General features: G+C 57.6%; 25 protein-coding genes. 16 read left to right on the top strand and 9 right to left on the bottom strand.

Annotation, left to right across the window (positions count from 1 at the left end):
* Positions 1-11: 11 nt before the first annotated feature.
* Positions 12-1028: a c-type cytochrome biogenesis protein CcsB gene (gene ccsB, locus JOE62_RS05745; RefSeq protein WP_161448681.1), complete on the top strand. Its 1017-nt coding sequence runs from the start codon at positions 12-14 to the stop codon at positions 1026-1028.
* Between the two features lie 26 nt (positions 1029-1054).
* Here the strand turns inward: ccsB and JOE62_RS05740 are convergent, their stop codons facing one another.
* On the bottom strand, positions 1055-1195 hold the full coding sequence (locus JOE62_RS05740) for a hypothetical protein (protein ID WP_204721067.1): 141 nt from the start codon (positions 1193-1195) through the stop codon (positions 1055-1057).
* A gap of 437 nt (positions 1196-1632) precedes the next feature.
* On the opposite strand from JOE62_RS05740, the gene JOE62_RS05735 reads away from it, so the two are divergent.
* The 3 genes from JOE62_RS05735 to JOE62_RS05725 all read left to right on the top strand — a co-directional run bounded on the left by JOE62_RS05735 (position 1633) and on the right by JOE62_RS05725 (position 3773).
* Complete coding sequence (locus tag JOE62_RS05735; RefSeq protein ID WP_204721065.1) at positions 1633-2175, top strand: hypothetical protein; 543 nt, start codon at positions 1633-1635, stop codon at positions 2173-2175.
* A gap of 170 nt (positions 2176-2345) precedes the next feature.
* Complete coding sequence (locus JOE62_RS05730) at positions 2346-2738, top strand: GNAT family N-acetyltransferase (RefSeq protein WP_338085818.1); 393 nt, start codon at positions 2346-2348, stop codon at positions 2736-2738.
* A 240-nt stretch (positions 2739-2978) separates the two neighbouring features.
* Positions 2979-3773 carry an alpha/beta fold hydrolase gene (locus JOE62_RS05725; RefSeq protein WP_204721061.1) on the top strand — a complete coding sequence of 265 codons (795 nt, stop codon included), beginning with the start codon at positions 2979-2981 and terminating at the stop codon, positions 3771-3773.
* A gap of 185 nt (positions 3774-3958) precedes the next feature.
* On the opposite strand, the gene JOE62_RS05720 is transcribed toward JOE62_RS05725, so the two are convergent.
* Positions 3959-4384: a GNAT family N-acetyltransferase gene (locus JOE62_RS05720; protein WP_204721059.1), complete on the bottom strand. Its 426-nt coding sequence runs from the start codon at positions 4382-4384 to the stop codon at positions 3959-3961.
* A 208-nt stretch (positions 4385-4592) separates the two neighbouring features.
* On the opposite strand from JOE62_RS05720, the gene JOE62_RS05715 reads away from it, so the two are divergent.
* From JOE62_RS05715 to JOE62_RS05705, 3 genes are all read left to right on the top strand, one after another.
* A complete protein-coding gene (locus tag JOE62_RS05715) occupies positions 4593-4928 on the top strand; it encodes a hypothetical protein (RefSeq protein WP_204721057.1) in 336 nt (111 codons plus the stop codon).
* An 840-nt stretch (positions 4929-5768) separates the two neighbouring features.
* Positions 5769-6647 carry an arginase family protein gene (locus JOE62_RS05710; RefSeq protein WP_204721055.1) on the top strand — a complete coding sequence of 293 codons (879 nt, stop codon included), beginning with the start codon at positions 5769-5771 and terminating at the stop codon, positions 6645-6647.
* Between the two features lie 2 nt (positions 6648-6649).
* On the top strand, positions 6650-7309 hold the full coding sequence (locus JOE62_RS05705) for a DUF459 domain-containing protein (protein ID WP_204721053.1): 660 nt from the start codon (positions 6650-6652) through the stop codon (positions 7307-7309).
* Positions 7310-7903: 594 nt separating this feature from the next.
* Here JOE62_RS05705 and JOE62_RS05700 read toward each other — a convergent pair.
* A complete protein-coding gene (locus tag JOE62_RS05700) occupies positions 7904-8554 on the bottom strand; it encodes a cysteine hydrolase family protein (protein WP_239543203.1) in 651 nt (216 codons plus the stop codon).
* Between the two features lie 46 nt (positions 8555-8600).
* Here JOE62_RS05700 and JOE62_RS05695 point away from each other — a divergent pair, with 46 nt between their 5' ends.
* From JOE62_RS05695 to JOE62_RS05680, 4 genes are all read left to right on the top strand, one after another.
* Positions 8601-9596 carry a GlxA family transcriptional regulator gene (locus JOE62_RS05695; protein WP_204721052.1) on the top strand — a complete coding sequence of 332 codons (996 nt, stop codon included), beginning with the start codon at positions 8601-8603 and terminating at the stop codon, positions 9594-9596.
* 211 nt (positions 9597-9807) lie between these two features.
* Complete coding sequence (locus JOE62_RS05690) at positions 9808-10509, top strand: GNAT family N-acetyltransferase (RefSeq protein ID WP_204721050.1); 702 nt, start codon at positions 9808-9810, stop codon at positions 10507-10509.
* 126 nt (positions 10510-10635) lie between these two features.
* Positions 10636-11388, top strand: a complete 753-nt coding sequence (locus JOE62_RS05685; RefSeq protein ID WP_204721048.1) for a phosphotransferase — start codon at positions 10636-10638, stop codon at positions 11386-11388.
* 95 nt (positions 11389-11483) lie between these two features.
* A complete protein-coding gene (locus tag JOE62_RS05680; protein ID WP_204721046.1) occupies positions 11484-12278 on the top strand; it encodes an alpha/beta fold hydrolase in 795 nt (264 codons plus the stop codon).
* Between the two features lie 80 nt (positions 12279-12358).
* Here the strand turns inward: JOE62_RS05680 and JOE62_RS05675 are convergent, their stop codons facing one another.
* The gene (locus tag JOE62_RS05675; RefSeq protein WP_204721044.1) at positions 12359-12703 is read right to left on the bottom strand and encodes a hypothetical protein; all 345 of its coding nucleotides are present in this window, start codon (positions 12701-12703) and stop codon (positions 12359-12361) included.
* Positions 12704-12918: 215 nt separating this feature from the next.
* The gene (locus JOE62_RS05670; protein WP_204721042.1) at positions 12919-13344 is read right to left on the bottom strand and encodes a hypothetical protein; all 426 of its coding nucleotides are present in this window, start codon (positions 13342-13344) and stop codon (positions 12919-12921) included.
* 146 nt (positions 13345-13490) lie between these two features.
* On the opposite strand from JOE62_RS05670, the gene JOE62_RS05665 reads away from it, so the two are divergent.
* Together JOE62_RS05665 and JOE62_RS16485 are read left to right on the top strand one after the other, a co-directional pair.
* On the top strand, positions 13491-14045 hold the full coding sequence (locus JOE62_RS05665; protein ID WP_338085752.1) for a recombinase family protein: 555 nt from the start codon (positions 13491-13493) through the stop codon (positions 14043-14045).
* Positions 13997-14125: a hypothetical protein gene (locus JOE62_RS16485; RefSeq protein WP_275588080.1), complete on the top strand. Its 129-nt coding sequence runs from the start codon at positions 13997-13999 to the stop codon at positions 14123-14125. Before JOE62_RS05665 ends, JOE62_RS16485 begins: the two co-directional genes overlap by 49 nt.
* 76 nt (positions 14126-14201) lie before the next feature.
* On the opposite strand, the gene JOE62_RS05660 is transcribed toward JOE62_RS16485, so the two are convergent.
* Both JOE62_RS05660 and JOE62_RS05655 read right to left on the bottom strand, forming a co-directional pair.
* Positions 14202-15032, bottom strand: coding sequence for an aldo/keto reductase (locus tag JOE62_RS05660; RefSeq protein ID WP_204721040.1), 831 nt, complete (start codon positions 15030-15032; stop codon positions 14202-14204).
* A 44-nt stretch (positions 15033-15076) separates the two neighbouring features.
* Entirely contained in the window at positions 15077-16258 is a 1182-nt protein-coding gene (locus JOE62_RS05655) for an MFS transporter (RefSeq protein ID WP_204721038.1), read from the bottom strand.
* 114 nt (positions 16259-16372) lie between these two features.
* On the opposite strand from JOE62_RS05655, the gene JOE62_RS05650 reads away from it, so the two are divergent.
* Positions 16373-16819 (top strand): MarR family winged helix-turn-helix transcriptional regulator, encoded by a 447-nt coding sequence (locus JOE62_RS05650; RefSeq protein ID WP_038989796.1) that lies wholly within the window; start codon positions 16373-16375, stop codon positions 16817-16819.
* A gap of 30 nt (positions 16820-16849) precedes the next feature.
* On the top strand, positions 16850-17533 hold the full coding sequence (locus JOE62_RS05645) for an HAD family hydrolase (RefSeq protein ID WP_204721036.1): 684 nt from the start codon (positions 16850-16852) through the stop codon (positions 17531-17533).
* A 262-nt stretch (positions 17534-17795) separates the two neighbouring features.
* Here JOE62_RS05645 and JOE62_RS05640 read toward each other — a convergent pair whose 3' ends face one another.
* Both JOE62_RS05640 and JOE62_RS05635 read right to left on the bottom strand, forming a co-directional pair.
* On the bottom strand, positions 17796-18098 hold the full coding sequence (locus tag JOE62_RS05640; protein ID WP_073706688.1) for a hypothetical protein: 303 nt from the start codon (positions 18096-18098) through the stop codon (positions 17796-17798).
* Positions 18099-18262: 164 nt separating this feature from the next.
* Positions 18263-19174, bottom strand: coding sequence for an aminoglycoside phosphotransferase family protein (locus tag JOE62_RS05635; RefSeq protein WP_204721034.1), 912 nt, complete (start codon positions 19172-19174; stop codon positions 18263-18265).
* 383 nt (positions 19175-19557) lie between these two features.
* Here JOE62_RS05635 and JOE62_RS05630 point away from each other — a divergent pair, with 383 nt between their 5' ends.
* Positions 19558-19851: a hypothetical protein gene (locus JOE62_RS05630; RefSeq protein WP_204721032.1), complete on the top strand. Its 294-nt coding sequence runs from the start codon at positions 19558-19560 to the stop codon at positions 19849-19851.
* Positions 19852-19924 lie beyond the last annotated feature (73 nt).

The raw sequence follows: 19924 nt of genomic DNA, 5'->3' as shown, positions 1-19924 counted from the left end.
TGGAAAACGACATGCCCACGATCAACGTGGCCCTGGGACAATACAGCGACCTGTTCATGTTGCTGTCGGCTCTTGTGTATGCGGCAGCCTTCGTCGCCTTCGCGTGGGACCTTGCGAAGTCAAGCAAGCTCATCCGGGAGATCGACGCCGCCACCCTCGCCTCGGAAAAGAAGGTGCTGGTCGCGGCCGGGGCGACCGACTCCCCGCCTGCGGACAGATCGACCCATGAGTTGGTCAACGATTCCATGGACTACACCGTCGCTTCCACAAAGCGCATGGCGGCCAAGGTCGCGGTCTCACTGACCTGGCTCGGTGTGCTCATGCAGGGCTTTGCCGTGGTTGCCAGGGCCATTGCGGCGGCCCGGGTGCCGTGGGGCAACATGTACGAATTCTTGTCCACCGGCTCCTTCCTGGTCGCCCTCGTCTTTTCGCTGGTGCTGGTGAAGAAAGACCTGCGCTTCATGGGCACTTTCGTCATCGGCCTGGTCACCGTGATGCTGTGCGGCGCCACCATGGGCTTCCCCACCCCGGTTGCCCACCTGGTGCCCGCCCTGCAGAGCTACTGGCTGATCATCCACGTCTCCATTGCGGTGTTGGCCTCGGCCCTGTTCACCATCACCTTCGCCATGAACGTCCTTCAGCTGGTGCAACACGCCAGGATGGATGCGCTGGCTACCGGCAAGAGCGACAAGCTGCCGTTCATGCGCCTGGTCCCCGGTGCCGCCGCCCTCGAAAACTTTGCATACCGCATCAATGCCGTGGCGTTCGTGATGTGGACGTTCACCGTGATGGCCGGTGCCATTTGGGCCGAGGCCGCATGGGGTCGCTACTGGGGCTGGGACACCAAGGAAGTCTGGAGTTTCGTCATTTGGGTTGTCTACGCCGGCTACCTGCACGCCCGTGCAACCGGCGGCTGGACCGGTGCCCGCTCGGCATGGCTGAGCATTATTGGCTACCTTTGCTTGGTGTTCAACTTCACCGTCGTGAATCTCTACTTCAACGGGCTGCACTCCTACGCCGGCGTCTAAATGCCCTCGCAGCGCTCACCAGGGGCTCAGGATCCCCCGACAACGGGTCCGGGCCCATCGGTGCGCGAGGCCACGCTCCTGAGCGTGGCCTCCCCTAGCAATCGCAGGCCAATCAGCATCCATGCCTTGGTTCCCTTGGTGGACTTCACCGCCCGGAAAAGTGTCATAACACAGCGAGCGTAGGCAAAGCTGTCCCGTTCAAGGTTCCTCTTACGGGCGTTCCTCTCGGGGACCGGCTTACGGGACAGCCTGCTTATGGCAACCTGTACCTGAGTGCAAGGGTTCCCTTTCGTCGCCAAGTGGGCGAGACCCGAGAGTGTCAACAACTCATTGACATCATCGGTGCGTCAATCTATCCTTGACACATGACTACATCAACAAGAATTCGCACTGCAAGAAAAGTCTTTCTGGTCGCCCTAGTGCTCGGCATCTGCATGGTGGTGTTCGCGGCATTTGTAGGCTTAGGACTCCCGGGTTTCATCATCAGCGTGACTGGGTGGATTGCCCTGATAGCCAGCTTGATCGGCTTCGCAGTGGTTTTCGTTCAGAAATCCACCGCGGCTTCACGTGCAAACCCTTGGCGTCCAGCGGACAAGGAAGAGCTATGAGCAACGAAGCCGACGTCTCCCTTTCCGTACGACTATCGAAACTCGCGGCCGACCTGGGGCCAAGCCCCTCGGACGAGGACTCCATGCAATCACCAGAGGCCGTCCTTCGATCCGTAGCCGCTTTTGGCGACATAGCCCGTGTATCCACACAGCTTCAATCGCAGGCGGTTGCGACTGCTCAAGCTTCTGGATTGAGTTGGGCAAAAATCGGCAAAGCGCTTGGAATTTCCCGCCAGGCTGCCCAGCAGCGTTTCGACACCCGCCGAACCGAGGCAATCCAAGCCACGGAGACCAGGCGGATCGTGGGTCCTGTTTCGCGCAATGAAGAAGTGGAGCAGATCAATGCGGCCGGAAGACAAGGCTGGAAGCTAATCCGTTCGCTACACGGCGAACACGCACTCGAACTCGATGACGACACCTGGGAAGTCACGCGAGTATCGATCTTCTCATTGCGCCCCCTGCCTGCTGCAAGTGACGGATGGGAAGCGGCTTCGACCCGGTTCCCCGACTGTTTCTTCATTCGCAAGATTCTTAACTGAGCAGCAGGCGCACCTTAACTGTGGCTGTACCGCAGTAGGTTCCTGACTGGGAAGCGGGCGTTGTGGCAGGATGTTGGGTGATGGAATTGAATGATGAATTACAGCTGGCCGTGAGTCTTGAGCCACATGCGGTCAGGAGTGCCGCATTGATTTGAGCTCGCGCCACGGCACTGCGTGACGGGCTTCCAGAGCCGGCAACTGGCGAGGAAAAAATGCGAGGGATCCAAAGGCGCCTGAGTTTGGAAGGATCCCGGCTACTCCTTGCAAGGCAAGTCGACACTTACGTGGGTTTCACGCTATTCGCACCACAGGCAGAAAATCTGGAAATCTTTTACCTGGCAGTGGGCCCAGATTCGTGGGGCAGCGGCGTGGCAAGCGCCTTGCTCGTCGGCGCGGAAGAGCATGCCCGGAGCCTAGGTCGGGCCGCTCTCGAACTCTGGGTCATCAATGACAACGACCGTGCCCTCGGTGTCTACGAGAGGGCAGGATTTGCGGATGCGAAACAGGTGAAAGTCGACGAATTTTCCGACCAAATCGAACGACGCCTGCTCAAGCAAATTTGATAGTTGGTCCGACTGCCCTCAGTCAGGCCCGGTGTCCCAGTCAAGGTTCCCCAACGGGCACTCTAGCGCAGTGCAGAAGTGTTCGAACGCTTATGCAGTCGCCTGCGGAAATTGGCAGGGCCGAAGTTGAGTCTCTTGCGTTCGCACTGTTTCGGTTAAGCATAGGAAGAGTAGACCGCATCGCGGACCCTGGAGTACAGATTCTCCGGCTAGTGACGTCCACTGATGTAGCTTTGATAAATGAGTGAGACAAGACACGCACTGACTGTCGGTGACGGCATCACTATTTCATATTCCGTTTTCAACGGCACTGATCCAGCGGTCGTCATTTTGCACGGACTCGCGGGAAGTAGCCGCGAATTCACTCCGACCGCGCGGGCACTTTCGCCGCGGAAAGTAATCTTGATCGACCAGCGCGGCCACGGGTTCAGCACACGCGTGCCAGCCGATACTTCACGCACCGCGTTCGTGGGCGATGTCGTGCGGGTGATCGAGGCGGAATCGTCGCAACCGGTGGATCTCGTGGGCCAATCAATGGGAGCCCATACCGCGATGCTCGTGGCCGCTGCACACCCCGCTCTCGTGCGAAGGCTCGTGCTTCTGGAAGGCAACGAGGGCAATGGATCTGCGGAGGATCATGCTGCGCTTGGCGACTATTTCCGGTCTTGGGAGGTGCCGTTCTCCAGCCGCGAAAATGCAAAGGAATCGCTTGGCGATGGCCCGCTGGCCCAGGCCTGGGTGGCCGATCTGGAGGAACGCGAGGATGGCCTCTACCCGCGGTTCGATGCGGACGTGATGGTGCGAACGATCAGCGAGGTGGCCGTGCCGCGCTGGATGGAATGGGAGAGCATCACCGCTCCCACGCTGGCGGTGTACGCGGACGACGGGATGTTCACCGAGAACCAGAAAGCCGAGTTCGTCGGCCGCGGCAGGAATGTGACCCGAGTGGACCTCACCGAGGCTTCCCACGATGCACATCTGGATGCATCCGAGCAATGGATCACAGTTCTACGCGGGTTCCTCGCCGCAACCTAAACGATCGATTCACGTTCGGTCGTGCGTCAAGAAACGCTATGAAAATACCGCCACTTGTCGCTGTGAATCACAATGGATGGGTACGGCCAACGGGCCGTCCCGCAAAGGGTTCCCTAATCGGGCCAGTCGCCCAGCTCCGCTCTCACCTCGAATGGACGCAGGTTTTGCGTTGCATCGACCCGAAGCTACCGAAATTTGGCGAAGACGCGCACCGGTCCAACGCTGAAGTCGGCCCCCTCGGTCAGCCCCATGGACTCGTAGAAGGCACGTTGCCATGGCTCGTCATCCGTGATGAGCACCGTCTGGCGTACGTGTTCGTATCGCTCTAGTACTTGCTCGAAGAGCGCACGCCCTACGCCCGTTCTGTGAAGGTCCGGATGAACCAAGATGTCTTGGAGATAGCAGATGGTTGCATCGTCGGAAATCGTCCGAGCGAGACCAACTAGTTTGCCATCCGCATTCCAGGCAGATACGACAAAGGAAGAATTCTTGATCGCTTGAAAGAGCACATCCGGGCTTTTCGTATAGGTCGTCCAGCCAACCGAGTTGTACAGCGACAGGATCTCGGCATCGGGTATGGCTGGTGAAGTAGACATGGTAAACGGTGACATGTGGATAGTGTTGCACGAAGAATTGTCCGCTGCACATTAGAGGCCAGCTCGGCCCTACATGGTTTCAGGGCAAACCCACAGCGTCTCCGCCGCTACCCGTCCCGTAGAAGGTTCCACTTACGGTCGCCTCTCTAAAGGAGCCGGCTATAGGGCTTGGCTCCCCAGCTAGAAAATCTGGACCTATGGGATATTTGGATAGGCTAGGAAAATGCCTTCTTCTCTCGTAATCAATGTGCGTCCGCACTGGATTTCCTCAGCGTTCCTTCGTGTCTTTGCTAAACCGTTCGTGTCCGTCGACGGTGTAGAACACCGCGCGCAATGGGGCGTTCCTTGGAAAAGCGTTGTAGAAGCTGGAGATCACGTCGTTAGCGCGGGCGTCCGCTATCGAGGTTCTGAAAGTCTCATGGGGCAATCGCCAACGACTTTCATCGTGGGGGAAAACCACGAAACTACGCTGATAGCTCGCAATGGCTTGCTGAACCATACTCCGTTCAGCATTACTAAAATTCTGGAGAACAAGCCGTACAACGATTCAACGTCGTAGATGCCTGATCTCGGAAGTTTCGGAACGGATTTTGTTCCGCAATCCGTTCGACTTAAGGTACCGGCAATTTCCAAGTAGGCGCCCCTTGCAGTATTCCTGCGATTGCTTATCTGGATATCGCGTCAGCCTCCGCAATGGCGGCTACTGACGTATCATTCACGCTCAGCATCACGCTGCTGTCCCGGCGATCAAAGAGGTGCGTAGTGATCGCCCAGCCGTTGGAATTCCAAATGCAGGGAAGCACTTTAGTGCCGTCCCATGGATGCTCTGGTTTTCCGAAGAGTTCGGTGAGTCGCATCCGCAGTTCGCTGAATCCACTTTGCGTAGCCGGGTCGCAGGATTCTTGAGTGCTGTAGAGATGGACGGTTACACCTAGAAACTGTCCGTTGTACGTGTCCCAGGTACTGAGGGGTTGTCCATCTAGGCCCATATCCAGCTCAGTTATCTGGTGAGGCGATTCATCATTCTCTAGCTCAGCCCGATCTCCAGATTTGAATCCAAGGCGAGCAAAGAGATTTTCGCGTTCTTCATCGCACCGTGGCCAAGGCTCGTCGACCAATTTCCTCACGAGTTCCACTACAGTGCCGGGCACCGGATTCAATTCCGATTAAGAAGAAGTCTCAGGCATATTGTGAGCTTACCTCGCAAAAAGTGAGACATTGCCGTTGGAGGTTCGGCTTGCGGGCGGCTATCCCTTGTTCTAGACCTTGGGCATTCAGGAACGCCGTCCTCGGGAAATAACGACCGTCTCTTGCGTACTCGCGAATTCATTAAGCATCGGACACTGCCCTAGCATGAGAATAACCGAACCCGGTTGCAACAGATGAGGTGGGGATCGAAATGACCAATTGGGACCTTCAGCTGGTGGTGCCGTTATGGCAAGGCAGCGGCGAGCCCGGGATTGCGCAGGGCGCCACTCGTCTGGCCGAGATGCTCGCGCCATCGACCGTGCGGCACCTCGTGGAACCGGACTTTGGAACACCCGATACGCACCAGAACAACGGGGACTACCCCTTGATCGAGAACCACGATGCCGTGGAAGCTCATCTGGCCGCGGCCTCGAATGCCTTGCGCGTCCTTGAGCCGAGCAGCCTACTGACGTTGGGTGGAGACTGCACTGTGGAAGTGGCTTCAGTGTCTCACATGGCCTCGATCCACCCGGAACTGCACGTTGTGTGGATCGACGCCCACGCGGACTTGAACACGCCGGAGTCCAGCCCCAGCGGACACGCACACGGCATGCCGCTGCGCGCCCTCTTCGGCGATGGCCACCCGGATCTGGTCCCGTCCACCACCCTGTCTCAGCAACGATGCGCGCTCCTGGGCACCCGCTCCATGGACCCTCCCGAGCAGGCATTCATTGCCGCACACGAGCTGCCAGTAATCAACCCCGAACAACTGCAAAACGAACCGGACCTCCTGGAAGAACTTCTGGTCCGGTGGCTGCCCGACGGTGCCCCGCTCTACGTGCACCTGGATCTGGATGTTCTGGACCCCTCGGTGTGGCCCGCCGTGGCTGTTCCCGAACCCGGTGGGCTGGGCATCGCTACCTTGGTTGCGGTAATCAACAGCCTTCGGGCCCGGGGCAATCTGGTCGGCGTCGGTATCACCGAATACGTGCCTGGTGTGGACCACGACCCTTCAACGCTGTGGCCGGTGCTGGATGCGTTGGGCATTGCCGTCCATGGACGAGATGACAACGAAGCGCGGGAGGAATGAACGTGACTGACACGAATACCGTGGAAATTGAGGAGCAGTCGGAACCGGATGTGCGAGTCTGCTTTATCGGCGACTCCTTCGTTGCCGGAGTGGGCGATGCCCGGCACTTGGGCTGGGCCGGACGCTTGGCAGCGCGCAGCCATGCACAAGGGCATACCTTGACCGCCTACAACCTGGGCATTCGACGAGACACCAGCGCCGACATCCTCCACCGCTTCCGGACCGAATGCACGCCCCGCCTTCCTGCCGGAAGCCATGCGGGTGTGGTGTTGTCTTTCGGCGTCAACGACACCATGTTTGAATCCGGTGCATCACGGGTCGCATCCGAAGCCTCGGTATCCCATTTGCGTGAGCTTTTGACGCAGCTTGGCAAGTCGGGGTGGCCTGTCCTGATGGTCGGTCCGCCGGCGGTCGATGACGACGGGCACAGCGAACGAGTCGTTGTCCTAGATGCCTTGTTGGAGGCTGAATGCGCCCGTCAATCCGTTCCCTACGTGAGTGTCGTGAGCCAGATGCAGGGCCATGAGGTTTGGCGGCGCGAGGTATGCGAGGGCGATGGGGCCCATCCAGGAGCCGGAGGCTACGACGCCTTGACTGCACTTCTTTGGCCTGCCTGGGAAAGCTGGCTTGCTGCTCTGCGGGCCGGGTCGGCCAGTATTTAGCGACGGCGGGCCGACAGCGGCTTCCTTGCGAGGTACGGCACTAATACCGCCCTGCTGCATCCGAATCGCTTCGGAGAACTGACGTATAGCTTCCGCTGCCCACAAGCGTTCATACCGTCCCAGTGAGCGTTCCTTAGCGGACAATGACTCCAACTTATATGGGCTCGTTCATTCCTAGTTCCACGGTCGCTAGGCTGGGAACATGATACTTGGAAGATTGAAGGCTATTGGAACGGTTCTGTTGCTCTTGGCCGTTACCGGAACGCTTAGTAGCTGGTCAGTGACCGGCGATGATCGTCTTGCCTATATCGTCGTTAACGTACTTCTATTCGTAGTGGGAGCAGTCGCAATATTTCTGGGATATTGGCGTTCTCGCGTTCGAGGACCCGCAACGGCACAAGAGCGAATCGACTGATTCTGAACACGTAACTTTGAATTCTGTATTGCCGACCGCAAAGCGTTCCCCTGCGGGTGCGTCGTTACGTTGTAGAAGACTGTTAAAAATTCTAAGTACAGTCGCCACCTGACAGGCAACGTCATTCTGGTTCGCGTGCCGCAGGGCGTTACTGGATGCCGCCCCGCAACACTCTTGCCTCAGAAACGCTTCAGGATGGCTTGGGTTGTTTCAATGGCTGCAAAGCCGCCCCCGTGCAAGTTAGTTGCGGTGATCTTTGCGAGGTCTGCCGCCCTGGTTACCAAACCATCGGGGCCCTCCAAGTCAAAGGTATGGCATGCATCGATTGCCACAACAGTGCTGAATCCGAGGTTGCCCGACATTCTTGCTGTTGTCTCGACACACATATTGGTTTGGATTCCGCAGAGGACAACTTGTTCAATGCCATTGCTCGTGAGCCACGCTGCCAAATCAGGAGACCCATAAAATGAGGAATTAACTGTCTTAGTGACTGCCAGCGTCGGTTCAACGGCAGCCAAGAATGGTTTGAGTTGCGAGCTGCTCCGATCTGGATGGAAGGTAGACTCGGGTCGCTGCGACGTATGAGTCACCATGACGACGGGAAGCCCCTCTTTGGCCCAATGTTCGACCAGTAAGAGGATGTTCCTTTCTGCATCCGGGTTGTCGCGATCACCCCAGTAGCTGTGGTCATCAAACGTCTGTTGCACGTCAATAACCAGAAGTGCCGCATTTGCTGACACTCGAAGTTCAGCGGACTGCTCCGAGCGCGTTTGCTGCGACGCCCCACCGTGAGTTGTATTTGCCGTCATATTCAGGTCGGTTGTATCCATAAGTACAACTTTGCCCGTGTTCATTGGTCCCCTGTGAGTGGCAGTTATGACATTGTTCGATGGTTTCCCGCCATATGATGTATTGATGCTCTCCGTTGCCCTGCTCCTATTGCCCGGATCGCGGCTTTTTGACGTCGCGATCATCACTGAAACGTGGGCGCCCGAACGCTTGTCGTTGCCGCCCCTGGATATAGATCTTCGCCGTTGTTCCGATGAAACCGGGCCAGTCCGGCTGACAGAAGGCGCCCACTGCGCCCCGGATGCATCGCTGGCTTGGGCTGAGTGTGCCGACGTGGTTCTGATCCCTGGTTTGGGCGACTCTGATATGGTTCCCGACGCCAGGTACTTGCGCACCATCGCCGAGGCTCACCGACGTGGAGCTGTTATCGCGTCGTTGTGCTCGGGTGCATTTGTCTTGGCGGAAACGGGATTGCTGAATGGACGGACAGCCACAACACATTGGGGACTGGCCGATGCCTTGGCTGTACGTTACCCCGAAGTCCACGTCGATCCCACAGTGCTCTTCGTGGGGAACGACCGTGTTTGGACCTCGGCAGGAGTCGCGGCCGGGATCGACCTGAGCATTCACCTGATCCGGTTGTTGTGCGGGAGCCAGGTGGCCACGATGGTTTCACGGTCAATGGTCATGGCACCGCACCGTACTGGCGGCCAAGCCCAATTTATGCGTTCGCCGGTCGCGGTGAAAGATCCCGATGGGGTGGCGTTGGAGGTGGTCCGTTCCTTGTTGGCAGCCGATCCGGGGCAAGTGAGGACGATTGCAGAATTTGCCAGGAACGCGTGCATGTCCGAGCGCACCTTTGTACGACGGTTCACGGCAGAGACTGGAACGACGCCCCACCAGTGGGTGATGAATTGGCGCCTGGAGCAGGCCAGCCAATTGCTTGAGGAGAGTCATGCCTCGATTGCTGAGATCGCCAGTGCCGTGGGCTATGCAACGCCGGTATCGTTTCGGCAGCGGTTCCGGGCGGTCAAAGGTGTGGCACCGATGGAATACCGCAAGGCGTTTCAGGCGCGAGGCTAGAGTAAAGCCGTTCCGGGCACCAAGCTGTTCGGGTTGTCCCGCAAAAGGTTCCTCTTACGGACCGGCTTATGGGAGTATGCAACCCAAATTCAGGCCAACTGCTAGGTAGCTAAATTGGGGTCCATCGATATTTGGCCGGAATCATCATTCACGTTCTTTCCTTGAAATTCGTCAAGTAATCCTCACTTCTCGAATCCGCTAGTCTTTCTGGATGAAGCTAAAATCCAGCACCATCACAAGTATTCAATTGGCTTGGGCACAGATCCTTGGCGTCCCCCCGGAGACTCTGGAAATCGAAGGCAATCGGGTATATCGCGAAAAGGACGATAGTGCCCTGCTCATGTTTGTGTCTTTGTTCGGCACTGGAGTTTTAGTCGGCCCTTCCTGGGCGATAGAAGCAGCCCAAGACTTGACCGACGCCGAACTTGCCAGTCATGCGAAACTGATGGAAATCAGCGCTCCATATGGCGGCCAAGCTCTCGGCGAAGCGGAACTGTATTACTGCGACACAGCGCCACCAACCCCAAATCTCCGAATGACAGCAAGCCGCGAGCAAGAGCACGCTATTGCGCTGGAGAGCATCTGCCTTCCCGACGATTCGGCGGAAGTAGGCTTGAGCGAGATGGAGAGTACCTTTGTCCTACTCAGCGAGTGCGACAATGGGCCACAGCCACTGGCAGGAGCCGGTTACGACATTTGGGAAGGAAAACTGGCTCACCTTGGAGTCCTCACCGCGCCCGATAAGCGGCAAAGTGGGCTCGGTTCTAATGCGGTTGCAATCGCAATGGAACAAGCAATGAACTGCGCCCTCATTCCGCAGTGGCGCGCCCGCATGGACAATACCGCTTCGATTCGTACGGCACTTCGCTCAGGATTTGAATACGTAGGAACCCAAACCAGCGTTATTCTCTAGGCGCATCTCTTCAACTGCCCGAAGGAGGTTCCTCTTACGGGCGCTCCTATAGAGGACCGGCTTGAGGGGCGTCCCCGTGGAGCGTCCCTCTGCGGAGCGCCAAGGCGTGAGCGCTAGTCTTGTGGGATGGAAGAGGTTCACCTGGATGGAGGCAACGCCACCGATGGCGTGGTGCGCGTTGGCTCCACGGTACGTAAACCGTGGACGGCAGCCACTCCGAATGTGCTCGCGTACATGGAAGCTGTGCGCAACGCGGGCGTTGATGTGCCTGCCGTCTATGAACAAGACTCCCAGGGGCGGCAAGTGACAGAGTTTGTCCCTGGTCGCCTTGCCATGGACGCTGGACCATTGTCGCTCTCAGAACTTACCCGGGTAGGTCACCTAGTGCGCGCTATCCATGATGCCAGTGCGGCCTACGAGCCGGACTTCGGCTCAACCTGGATCACACACATTCCGGCACCCGGAGCCGACCTGATCTGCCACAACGATCTGGCCCCGTGGAATCTCCTCATCGGAGACCGATGGGTATTCATCGACTGGGATGCGGCCGCACCAAGTACACGCCTATGGGATCTCGCATACGCCGCGCAGTCATTCACACTAAACGACGCATCGGCTGACCCGCTTATGGCTGCACAAGCACTGGCAGCTTTCATTGACGGCTACGACGCCGACGAAGAGCTCCGGGCAGCGCTGCCCTCCACGATGTGGCAACGGACAACGGCTATGCACGAACTGCTCAAAAATTCCCATGCCAGGGGAATCGAACCGTGGGGGACGATGTTCACGACTGGCCACGGTGACCACTGGAACACCGTGACCCAGTTCGTGAGGAACAACGAGTCCCTTTGGCTCGAAGCGATCCGGATTGTTCGATAGACCTTCCCCTATCGGGCGCTGAATAGTAGCGCCAAGACCTTTGAATTGTCCACGCATGATCCGACGCGTTTCCCACACTGATATAGCATTGCCAAATGAGTGAAACAAGACACACAATTGCTGTCGACGACGGAAGTACTATTTCGTATTCTGTGTCTGCAGGCACCAATCCACCGGTGGTGATCTTGCACGGCCTCGCGGGAAGTAGCCGTGAATTCATCCCAACAGCTCGGGCTCTCTCTCCCCGGAGAGTCATCTTGATTGATCAGCGCGGTCACGGGTTCAGTACACGCATGCCAGCTGACACCTCACGAGCTGCGTTCGTCAATGATGTCATCCGCGTGATCGAAGCGGAATCTTCGCAGCCGGTAGATCTTGTGGGCCAGTCGATGGGGGCTCACACCGCGATGCTCGTGGCAGCTGCGCACCCCGCCCTAGTGCAAAAGCTCGTACTTCTGGAAGGAAATGAGGGTAGTGGGTCAGCGGAAGAACACGCTGCACTCGGAGCTTACTTCCGTTCTTGGGAAGTTCCATTCCCCAACCGTGCAATCGCAAAGGAGTCGCTGGGCGATGGCCCGTTGGCACAGGCGTGGGTGGCCGATCTTGAAGAGCGTGAAGATGGCCTGTATCCGAGGTTCGACGCGGATGTGATGGTACGAACAATTTGCGAAGTTGCGGTGCCACGATGGGCCGAATGGGAGAGTGTCAGCGCGCACACAATTGCAGTCTATGCAGACAGAGGTTTATTCACTGAAGCGCAGAAGGCTGAGTTCGTACGCCGAGGAAGGAATGTGACCCGTGTGGATCTCACCAACGCTTCGCACGATGCGCATCTGGATGCTTCTGAGCAATGGTTCATGGTACTGCGCGAATTCCTCACTGCCCCCTAAAACCATTGGGCCAACGAGATGGACGGTTAAGGCTGTCCCGTAGCAGGTTCGACCTATGGGACGCCAAGCCTGCTACCCCTCTAACGCACGGACCAGTGGTTCCGACCAAGAATCCACTGGTGTCCATCCAGCTCGATTTTCAGTACCGGACTCGTTCCCCGGCCGAGCATCCGCCGCCGTTGTACGATACGTCCTTCGCACCGAAGATAGGCATACATGACGAGACAAAGCCGTCGAAGTTCATCTACTTTCTCTGACTCCACCTCGCCTTCGTCAAGGACGCTGGTCTGCACGTTCAGCTCGGGGACGAAAGCGTCTATCCACACGTAGGAGGCGCGGATGATCGCCGTGCGTTTCGGGGTAAGACGACTGATAACACGCACTGCGGGTCGCGACGGATCACTACTGGAGGTCGCATCTTCCACAGCGTAATTCTGGTCGAACACCTAGGCGACAACGCGATGAAGCATGGTTTTGATATCAATGTTCACGGCATCAGTTTCGCACCGTGATCAAGCATGTTTACGGCGACAGGCCCACCGACGTATCAACCGCAAAGAAATCCAACCTTGGAATCAAAGAATTCATGTGCGGTAGAGGTTCCCCTACGGAACGAGCTACAACTGATGCGCCTATCTCGTCAGTCCATGGCGACGAGCATTGACCAAGAAACGTCGACCACACATAGCCCATCGTCGGTATCACGGTAAAAGACGTCTCCCGGGTAGTCTGTGCCGGGCATTGCACCCTCGGGAAGACCTTCTAGATTGATACTCCACTGAGGGTCGAGCGCCACTTGGTCGGCCCAATACCCCGCGGAAAACTCTTCCGGCTCGCCTGCGGAAAGCGCTGACCAATCGCTGGGCGCCCCGAAATCCGCAACCGAATCCATGCAGACAATGTCTGACGTTTCGCCTGAGGCTAAGTCGCTCACGAGCTTCTCGGTCGTTTGAATCACCTGCGCTCCATCGCTTCCCCAGATCAGTGTGTCGATTGAGCATCCAGTCAATAGTGCCGCGAGAGCGCCGACTGAAAGTCCGTAAATAGATCTGCGAATCGGTGTCATGTTTCAAACCTACAGCGCCGCCTTCCCGATCTGCGCATGAAAGCTGAACAACGAATGCAAGCTCGGTAAAGATTCCCCTTCCGGGCGGATCGGTTCAGTGCCGAGGACGATGGACAGATGCCCTGAGGACTTCGGAAACTGACAGGGTGAGACACCCCCCACCTACTCGATTCACAAACGTCTTTCAAAACTTGAACGTTGCACAACCAGGCTGTGTACCGTTTTTGATATCGCAGTCGTTGGGTACTCGCGAGCAAAACCCGGAGTCGAAGACGGCTGAGCTGCGCGCGTCCGGGGCCAATCAGATATATGTCGACCGTGGGGAATCGTACCGGGATGCTGTGCAGCCGCAATGGATTGCACGCAAGGCACAATTGAAGCCGAGGGACACGCTGGTCATCCGCGCCTTGGATCGTGAGGCGGGCGAAGAGCGAATGGCCATTGAGATTATCCGCGAGCTGGGGGTGCGCGGTGTGCGGATCAAAAGTCTTACCGAGCCATTCCTAGACGTGGACATATCTACGCCGATGGGCGAAGCCACTGCGGGCAACATGGCGGCTATGGCGCAGCTATGCGTTTCTATGATCCGGGAGAACACCCACCGAGGCTTAGCGCACGCGCGCCCAGAGAAAGTCGTGGGCGGCCGCACGTCATGGATGAAGACCGCACCGCCACGACGCGGCAGCTGCGCGAGGAAGTAAAGAACTATGCACATATCGGCAAGATTCTTGATGTCAACGCAACGAATATTTACCGTTCTCTTTCGAGTGAGAACCCATGATCCACCCTATCCAAGCCAGAGATACTGCCCGTGGCCGGTTGAGGGCACAGGCAGCATCGTGGTTGTTGTCATCGAGTTAGCCGTTGAAGGTGTCCGGGTTTGGGCCGGTGCGTCCATCGCGATCAAGGGCATCAATGCTTGCCAGTTCGCCGCTGGTCAATTCGAAGCCGAACAGGTCCAAGTTGGCGATGATGCGTGATTCAGTCACAGACTTCGGGATGATCACCCGGCCCTGCTGCAGATGCCAGCGCAGGATGATCTGAGCCGCGGACACCTCATGTACCTGAGCGATGCCCACGATGGTTTCATCGCTGAGCATTGCACCCTGAGCCAGCGGGCTCCATGCTTCGGTGACGATACCGTGCTGCGCGTTAGCTGCAACGACTTCGCCGTTCTGCAAAGCTGGGTGGAGTTCCACCTGGTTCACGGCCGGAACGATGGTTCCTTCGGCGACCAGCTGCTCCAGGTGCTCGGGCTGGAAGTTGGAAACCCCGATGGCGCGGATCTTCTTCTCTGCATACAGCTTCTCCAGCGCCTTCCACGTCTCAACGTAGAGATTCTTTTCCGGGGCTGGCCAGTGAATCAAGTACAGGTCCAGGTAGTCCAGGCCCAAGCGCTCAAGACTTGCATCAAAGGCGTCCAGCGTCTGCTCGTATCCCATGTCTGCGATCCAGATCTTGGAGGTGATGAACAGGTCTTCGCGGGCAATACCGGACTGGGCCAGTGCAGCGCCCACGCCTTCCTCATTGCCGTAGATCGCGGCGGTATCGATGCTGCGGTAGCCGGCCTTGAGCGCTGAACTCACTGCGACAGTGGTCTCTTCGTTGGGAACCTGGAAGACTCCAAAACCTACCTGGGGCATTTCAACGCCATTGTTCAGGGTGACGGTTGGGATTGCGGTAGTCATATCTAACTCCTAGAAATTGGTTGGGGACTGAACAAAACTGTGGATTAGCCGGCTGTAACCAGCTGGGGTGATGCTGCCGAAGACTTCTTGGCCAAGCCCATGGCCAGGAGAATAACGACCAGTGCGACGAGGGTGATCAGTGCGCCGATCCAGATCGGCGAGGTGTAGCCCAAGCCTGCCGCAATACCCAGGCCGCCAGCCCATGCGCCCAGCGCATTGCCGACATTGAATGCACCGATATTGGCGCCGGATGCCAGGGTCGGTGCATTGCCGGCGTACTGCATGATGCGGCTTTGTAGACCGGGAACGGTTCCGAACCCGAAGCCGCCCATCAGCAGCAAAGCGATAACGGTGGCGATCTGGTTGCTTGCGAAGAATCCGAAGAGGACAAGGACCACCAGCAGTGCCGAGATGAAGATGAGCAGAGTGCGGTCGACGCTCCTGTCAGCCATGCGGCCACCGATCCAGTTGCCGACGAACAGACCCACGCCGAAGAGCATCAGCAGCCATGGAACGCTGGTCTCGTTGAATCCGGTGACCTCGGTCAGGGTGTAGGCGATGTAGGTGAAGGCGCCGAACATGCCACCGTAGCCAAGGACCGTGACACCTAGGGACAGCCAGACCTGCAGCGAAGTGAAGGCCCCGAGTTCTTTGCGCAGCGAGATGCCTTCGGCCGCGTGCTTGATGACTGGCACCAGCACGAGGATGCCGATCAGCGCGATAATGCCAATGCCGGAGATGGCCCAGAAAGTCGAGCGCCAGCCGGAATGCTGCCCCAGCAGGGTACCAAAGGGAACACCCAGTACGTTGGCCGCGGTCAGCCCGGTGAACATGATGGCAATGGCGCCAGCCTTCTTGTGGGCCGGGACCAGCTCGGCTGCCACGACCGCGCCGATACCGAAGAAGGCACCGTGGCACAGGGCGGCGATGACGCGGCCGATCATGGCCACTTCGTACGTTGCGGCCATCGCGGTAAGCGAGTTGCCGATGATGAAAAGCACCAGCAAACCGACGAGCACCTGCTTGCGCGGCCAGCGGACGGTGGCTGCGGTCAGGCCGAGCGCGCCGACCACCACGCTCAATGCGTATCCGGAAATGAGCCAGCCAGCTGCGGCCTCGCTGACGCCGAAGTCGGCCGCCACATCCGGCAACAAGCCCATGATGACAAATTCGGTAAGCCCGATGCCGAAGGCACCGATGGCCAACGCAATAAGACCGAGCGGCATAGCGTTACTCCTGATAGACTAGATAAATTAGTTGCACACGCTTGTTATTGCGCGATGAACACAATCGTTGCACACGCAACTAACCGGCGCAAGCAAGTATTTCTTGGAGGAACCATGGGAATCGCAGATGATGCTGTCGAAATCCGTGCTCGCGGATGGCGCACTTTGGCGTCATTGCACGGATTAATCGATGCCGCACTGGAAAAGGATCTGACTGCCCAGGTAGGCCTTTCTGTGGTCGAGTACACATTATTGGACGCCTTGAATCGGCAGGATGGGTGGCATATGCGCATGGCTCAGCTCGCCCGCGCCACCGCCTTGAGCCCGAGTGCAACCACGCGCTTGGTCACCCGGCTCGAAGACCGCAACCTGCTTTCGCGAGTTCTGTGCGCCGATGACCGTCGTGGAATCTATACCGAGCTGACCCCCGCAGGCCACGAGCTGTATCAAAAAGCCAAGCCCATTCACGATGCCACGTTGGAACGCGTACTGAAACAGGCCGAAGAACAGCCTGAGCTGGCTCCGCTGGCCCGCATTCTTCACGAATTCTCCGCAGTCTAGCGAATCGCACATTTGAAGGAAGAGCCAGCCATGTCCTTGTCGCGTCCAAAATTCTCCGCCGCCCTGTTCGATTGCGATGGCGTGTTGGTCGATTCCGAATCCATCACTAACGCAGTGCTCCGCGAAATGCTCATTGAGTTGGGATGGAACATCAGCCAAGAAGAATGCATCAGCATCTTCATCGGCAAGGCCCTGAAAGACCAGTGGGAACCCATCTTTGTGAATACGGGTGTACGAATTGATGAGCAGTGGATCGCTGGCTTCAGGCAGCGTCGAGATATTGCCCTACGTGAAGGCTTACAGGCCATATCTGGTGCCCTGGATGCGGTGAAGCACATCTCTGCCAGCTACAACGGCAGAGTTGCATGCGCTACGGGCGCTGACCGCGGAAAAGTCGAGATGCAGTTGTCCCTGACGAAGATGGCACCATTCTTCGGCGAGCATGTTTACAGCGGAATGGAGTGCGCGCAGAGCAAACCTGCTCCGGATGTCTATCTGGCAGCGGCTGCTGGCTTGGGAATCGATCCGAGCCAGGCAGCGGTCATCGAGGACACTGTCACCGGCGTAACTGCAGGCGTCGCGGCCGGAGCTACGGTCTTCGGCTACTGCCCAGGCGGACCTATCAGCAGCACCAGGGAAAAGCTCTTAGCCGCGGGGGCCACCGCCGTGTTCACGGACATGGCTCAGTTGCCAGGACTTCTCACCCAGAATTAATTGAGCTCATGACTCCCAGACCCGGGCATGACTTCAACCCAGCCCCACGGTTCTCGAGCGAAGTCGTTGCTGCGGCACGAGCGCCAGCTCAACCACGCGAACGGAATCGAGGACTCGGCTCAAAATCACGTTCTTGATAACTGGTCAAGGCTTGGCTGATCTTACCGGTCGATGCTCGCCAGCTGCAAGGGAAACGTGCCGAATTTTGTTACGAATCAGGACGGAAAATCAGGTCTGCCGAGGCTTGGCTCTGTAGCCGTTGTCAGTTATCTATTTCTATTCTCATACTTGCCCCGTGCATGGTCCCGCGTGAACCAGTGAATGCATGAAGAGCTGCTGTCAATTCCGAAAATGCGTACTGTTGGCCACCGGTAAACCCTCTCGGCATTCGAATGCCGTTCAAACCAGCAAGTTCGTGTTCCGTAACCCGCCAATTCACGACGGCCGTGCCGTTGTCGTCGAAATTGGGGTATTCAATATAGATACCCCATGGTGTTACCCGGGCGTCATACCCGTGTTCACCCACCAAGTAATCAACGTACTTTTGGCGCTTGCTGGTCTCCATGGATCAAGTCTAAGGAAACACTCCTGCGACGTTACCGAAGACCTTCGATTATGAATCCTACGATTGACGTTGAAATCGTTCTATCGTCAAAACGACCGATCAGGATTCCTAAGGTCATTTGGAACTCAGCTGACGGACTGAGACAGGTCGGATCTGGAGTGCGCCTACACGGAACTACCCAAGAGTGAGTTCAGGGTCTCCCGCCCAACTATGCCCAGAAGATCGTCGGCGCCTAGATTTGCGGTCATCATGGCGTAGCGCAGACCCCAGCCTCGCGCTCGCCTCCACGTTGGGCTGCCCACTGCGATGCCGTATGCCTCGAAGGCTTGGCCGATGCCGGCGGAACTGAAATGCATCCAGCACATGCCTAGATCTGATGCTGGGTCGCCGACGCATAAGTCACCGTAGTCAATCAGAGAAACGGTCAGGGATGGCGCTTCGCCGTCTACAACAGTGTTGGATGGATGCGGATCTCCGTGCAGCCACACTGGGCTGCCCCCGTACACCTCCGCATCCAGCGCTTCCTGCCAAAGTTCCAATGCTGCGTTCTGCAGTGGCAGATCCAATGTCGAGATTTGCTCTCGAGTCCGCTCATCAACTTGGGACAATGCGCAGCCTCGGAAATCGCTCCGTGGCTCCTTCGAGTTTGCGGGTTGATGGAGAGCCTTCAGTAAACCAGAGAACTCCTGCGCGTATTCATCGCGTTCCTTTCGATTGAGCCGAGCTGCACTTATACCCGGAACGTACGGGCAGATCGAAAAGGTAAAGGGGTAGCTGGAAGTAGGTTGCCCTTCAAAGATCGCCAGGTCGATGTCCACCCCGGAGTCTTGCGCGAGTTGTGGAAGCCAGCGCCGTTCCTTGACTCCGATGTCCTCCCCCAGCTGTCGGCGGGGCAAGCGAATCAGCAAGGTATCTCCGAGTCGATAGACTTCGTTATCCCAACCGGTAGCCAAGTAATTGATTTCTTCATGGGCCCAATGCGGAGCTTGTACCGCAATCAACTCGCGCACCATTGCCAGATCAATGGACACTTCAGCATCGGGCATGGCTGTCTTCTTAGCCGGTGGCAGGTTCATCTCTCAATCGTAATCGCCCTCATTCGTAGACCTCAACCTTGCACTGCTAGCCACGCTGCCCGAAATGGCGCACAGTCAAGCGCGAATCGACTGCAATCAGAACACTGGTGGAAAGACAACATTCTAATCCTCGCAGGTTTTCGGAGAGAAGGGGTCCATGCAACTGGTCAGATGCCCAGGGTGAGTGAGGCTGGGAGGCAGGCAATGCTGAAACTGTCTGGCAGCAGCGCCACAGCCTCGATCCGGTCATGCGAATAAGGCAATTCACGCTCGCTGCTGGCGAGATCGTTCTGGACGCGGTGGCCAACATCCAGCGTCCAGTCCAGTCCTTTATCGTTGGCTGAACCCCGCTGCTCGGCCGGTCGGGCATCGGACTTGGTGCCGTGGAGACGATGTTCGTCAGCAATCCGCTGTCGGGGGCAACCATGCCGTGGCAATTCCTGGCGGCACCATGGGGTGCGATCGGGCAGCACATGGTTCCAGGTGCTTCAAGCTCTCTCATTCGATCACTCAGCTACTTCCCCGAGGCCTCCACCGCCCAGCAGTGGTGGACGCTCGGCGCGTGGGCACTGGGCCGCATGGTGCTGGCCTTGATTGGGCACTTCCGCTCCAAGGAAACCATGCACGTCCCGGAAAGCACGTTGGAGGCTCCTCATGCCGGGAAGCACGCCTCCTAGCAAGATTGCGCAGAAGTGCGTTGATTTCCTGATGAAGTGATTGGCTGCTCGACAGCTCCTACCGAATTTGAAG

This window comes from Glutamicibacter nicotianae (assembly GCF_016907615.1).
Classification (GTDB): domain Bacteria; phylum Actinomycetota; class Actinomycetes; order Actinomycetales; family Micrococcaceae; genus Glutamicibacter; species Glutamicibacter nicotianae.
This window is presented reverse-complemented; position numbering and strand designations above follow the sequence as displayed.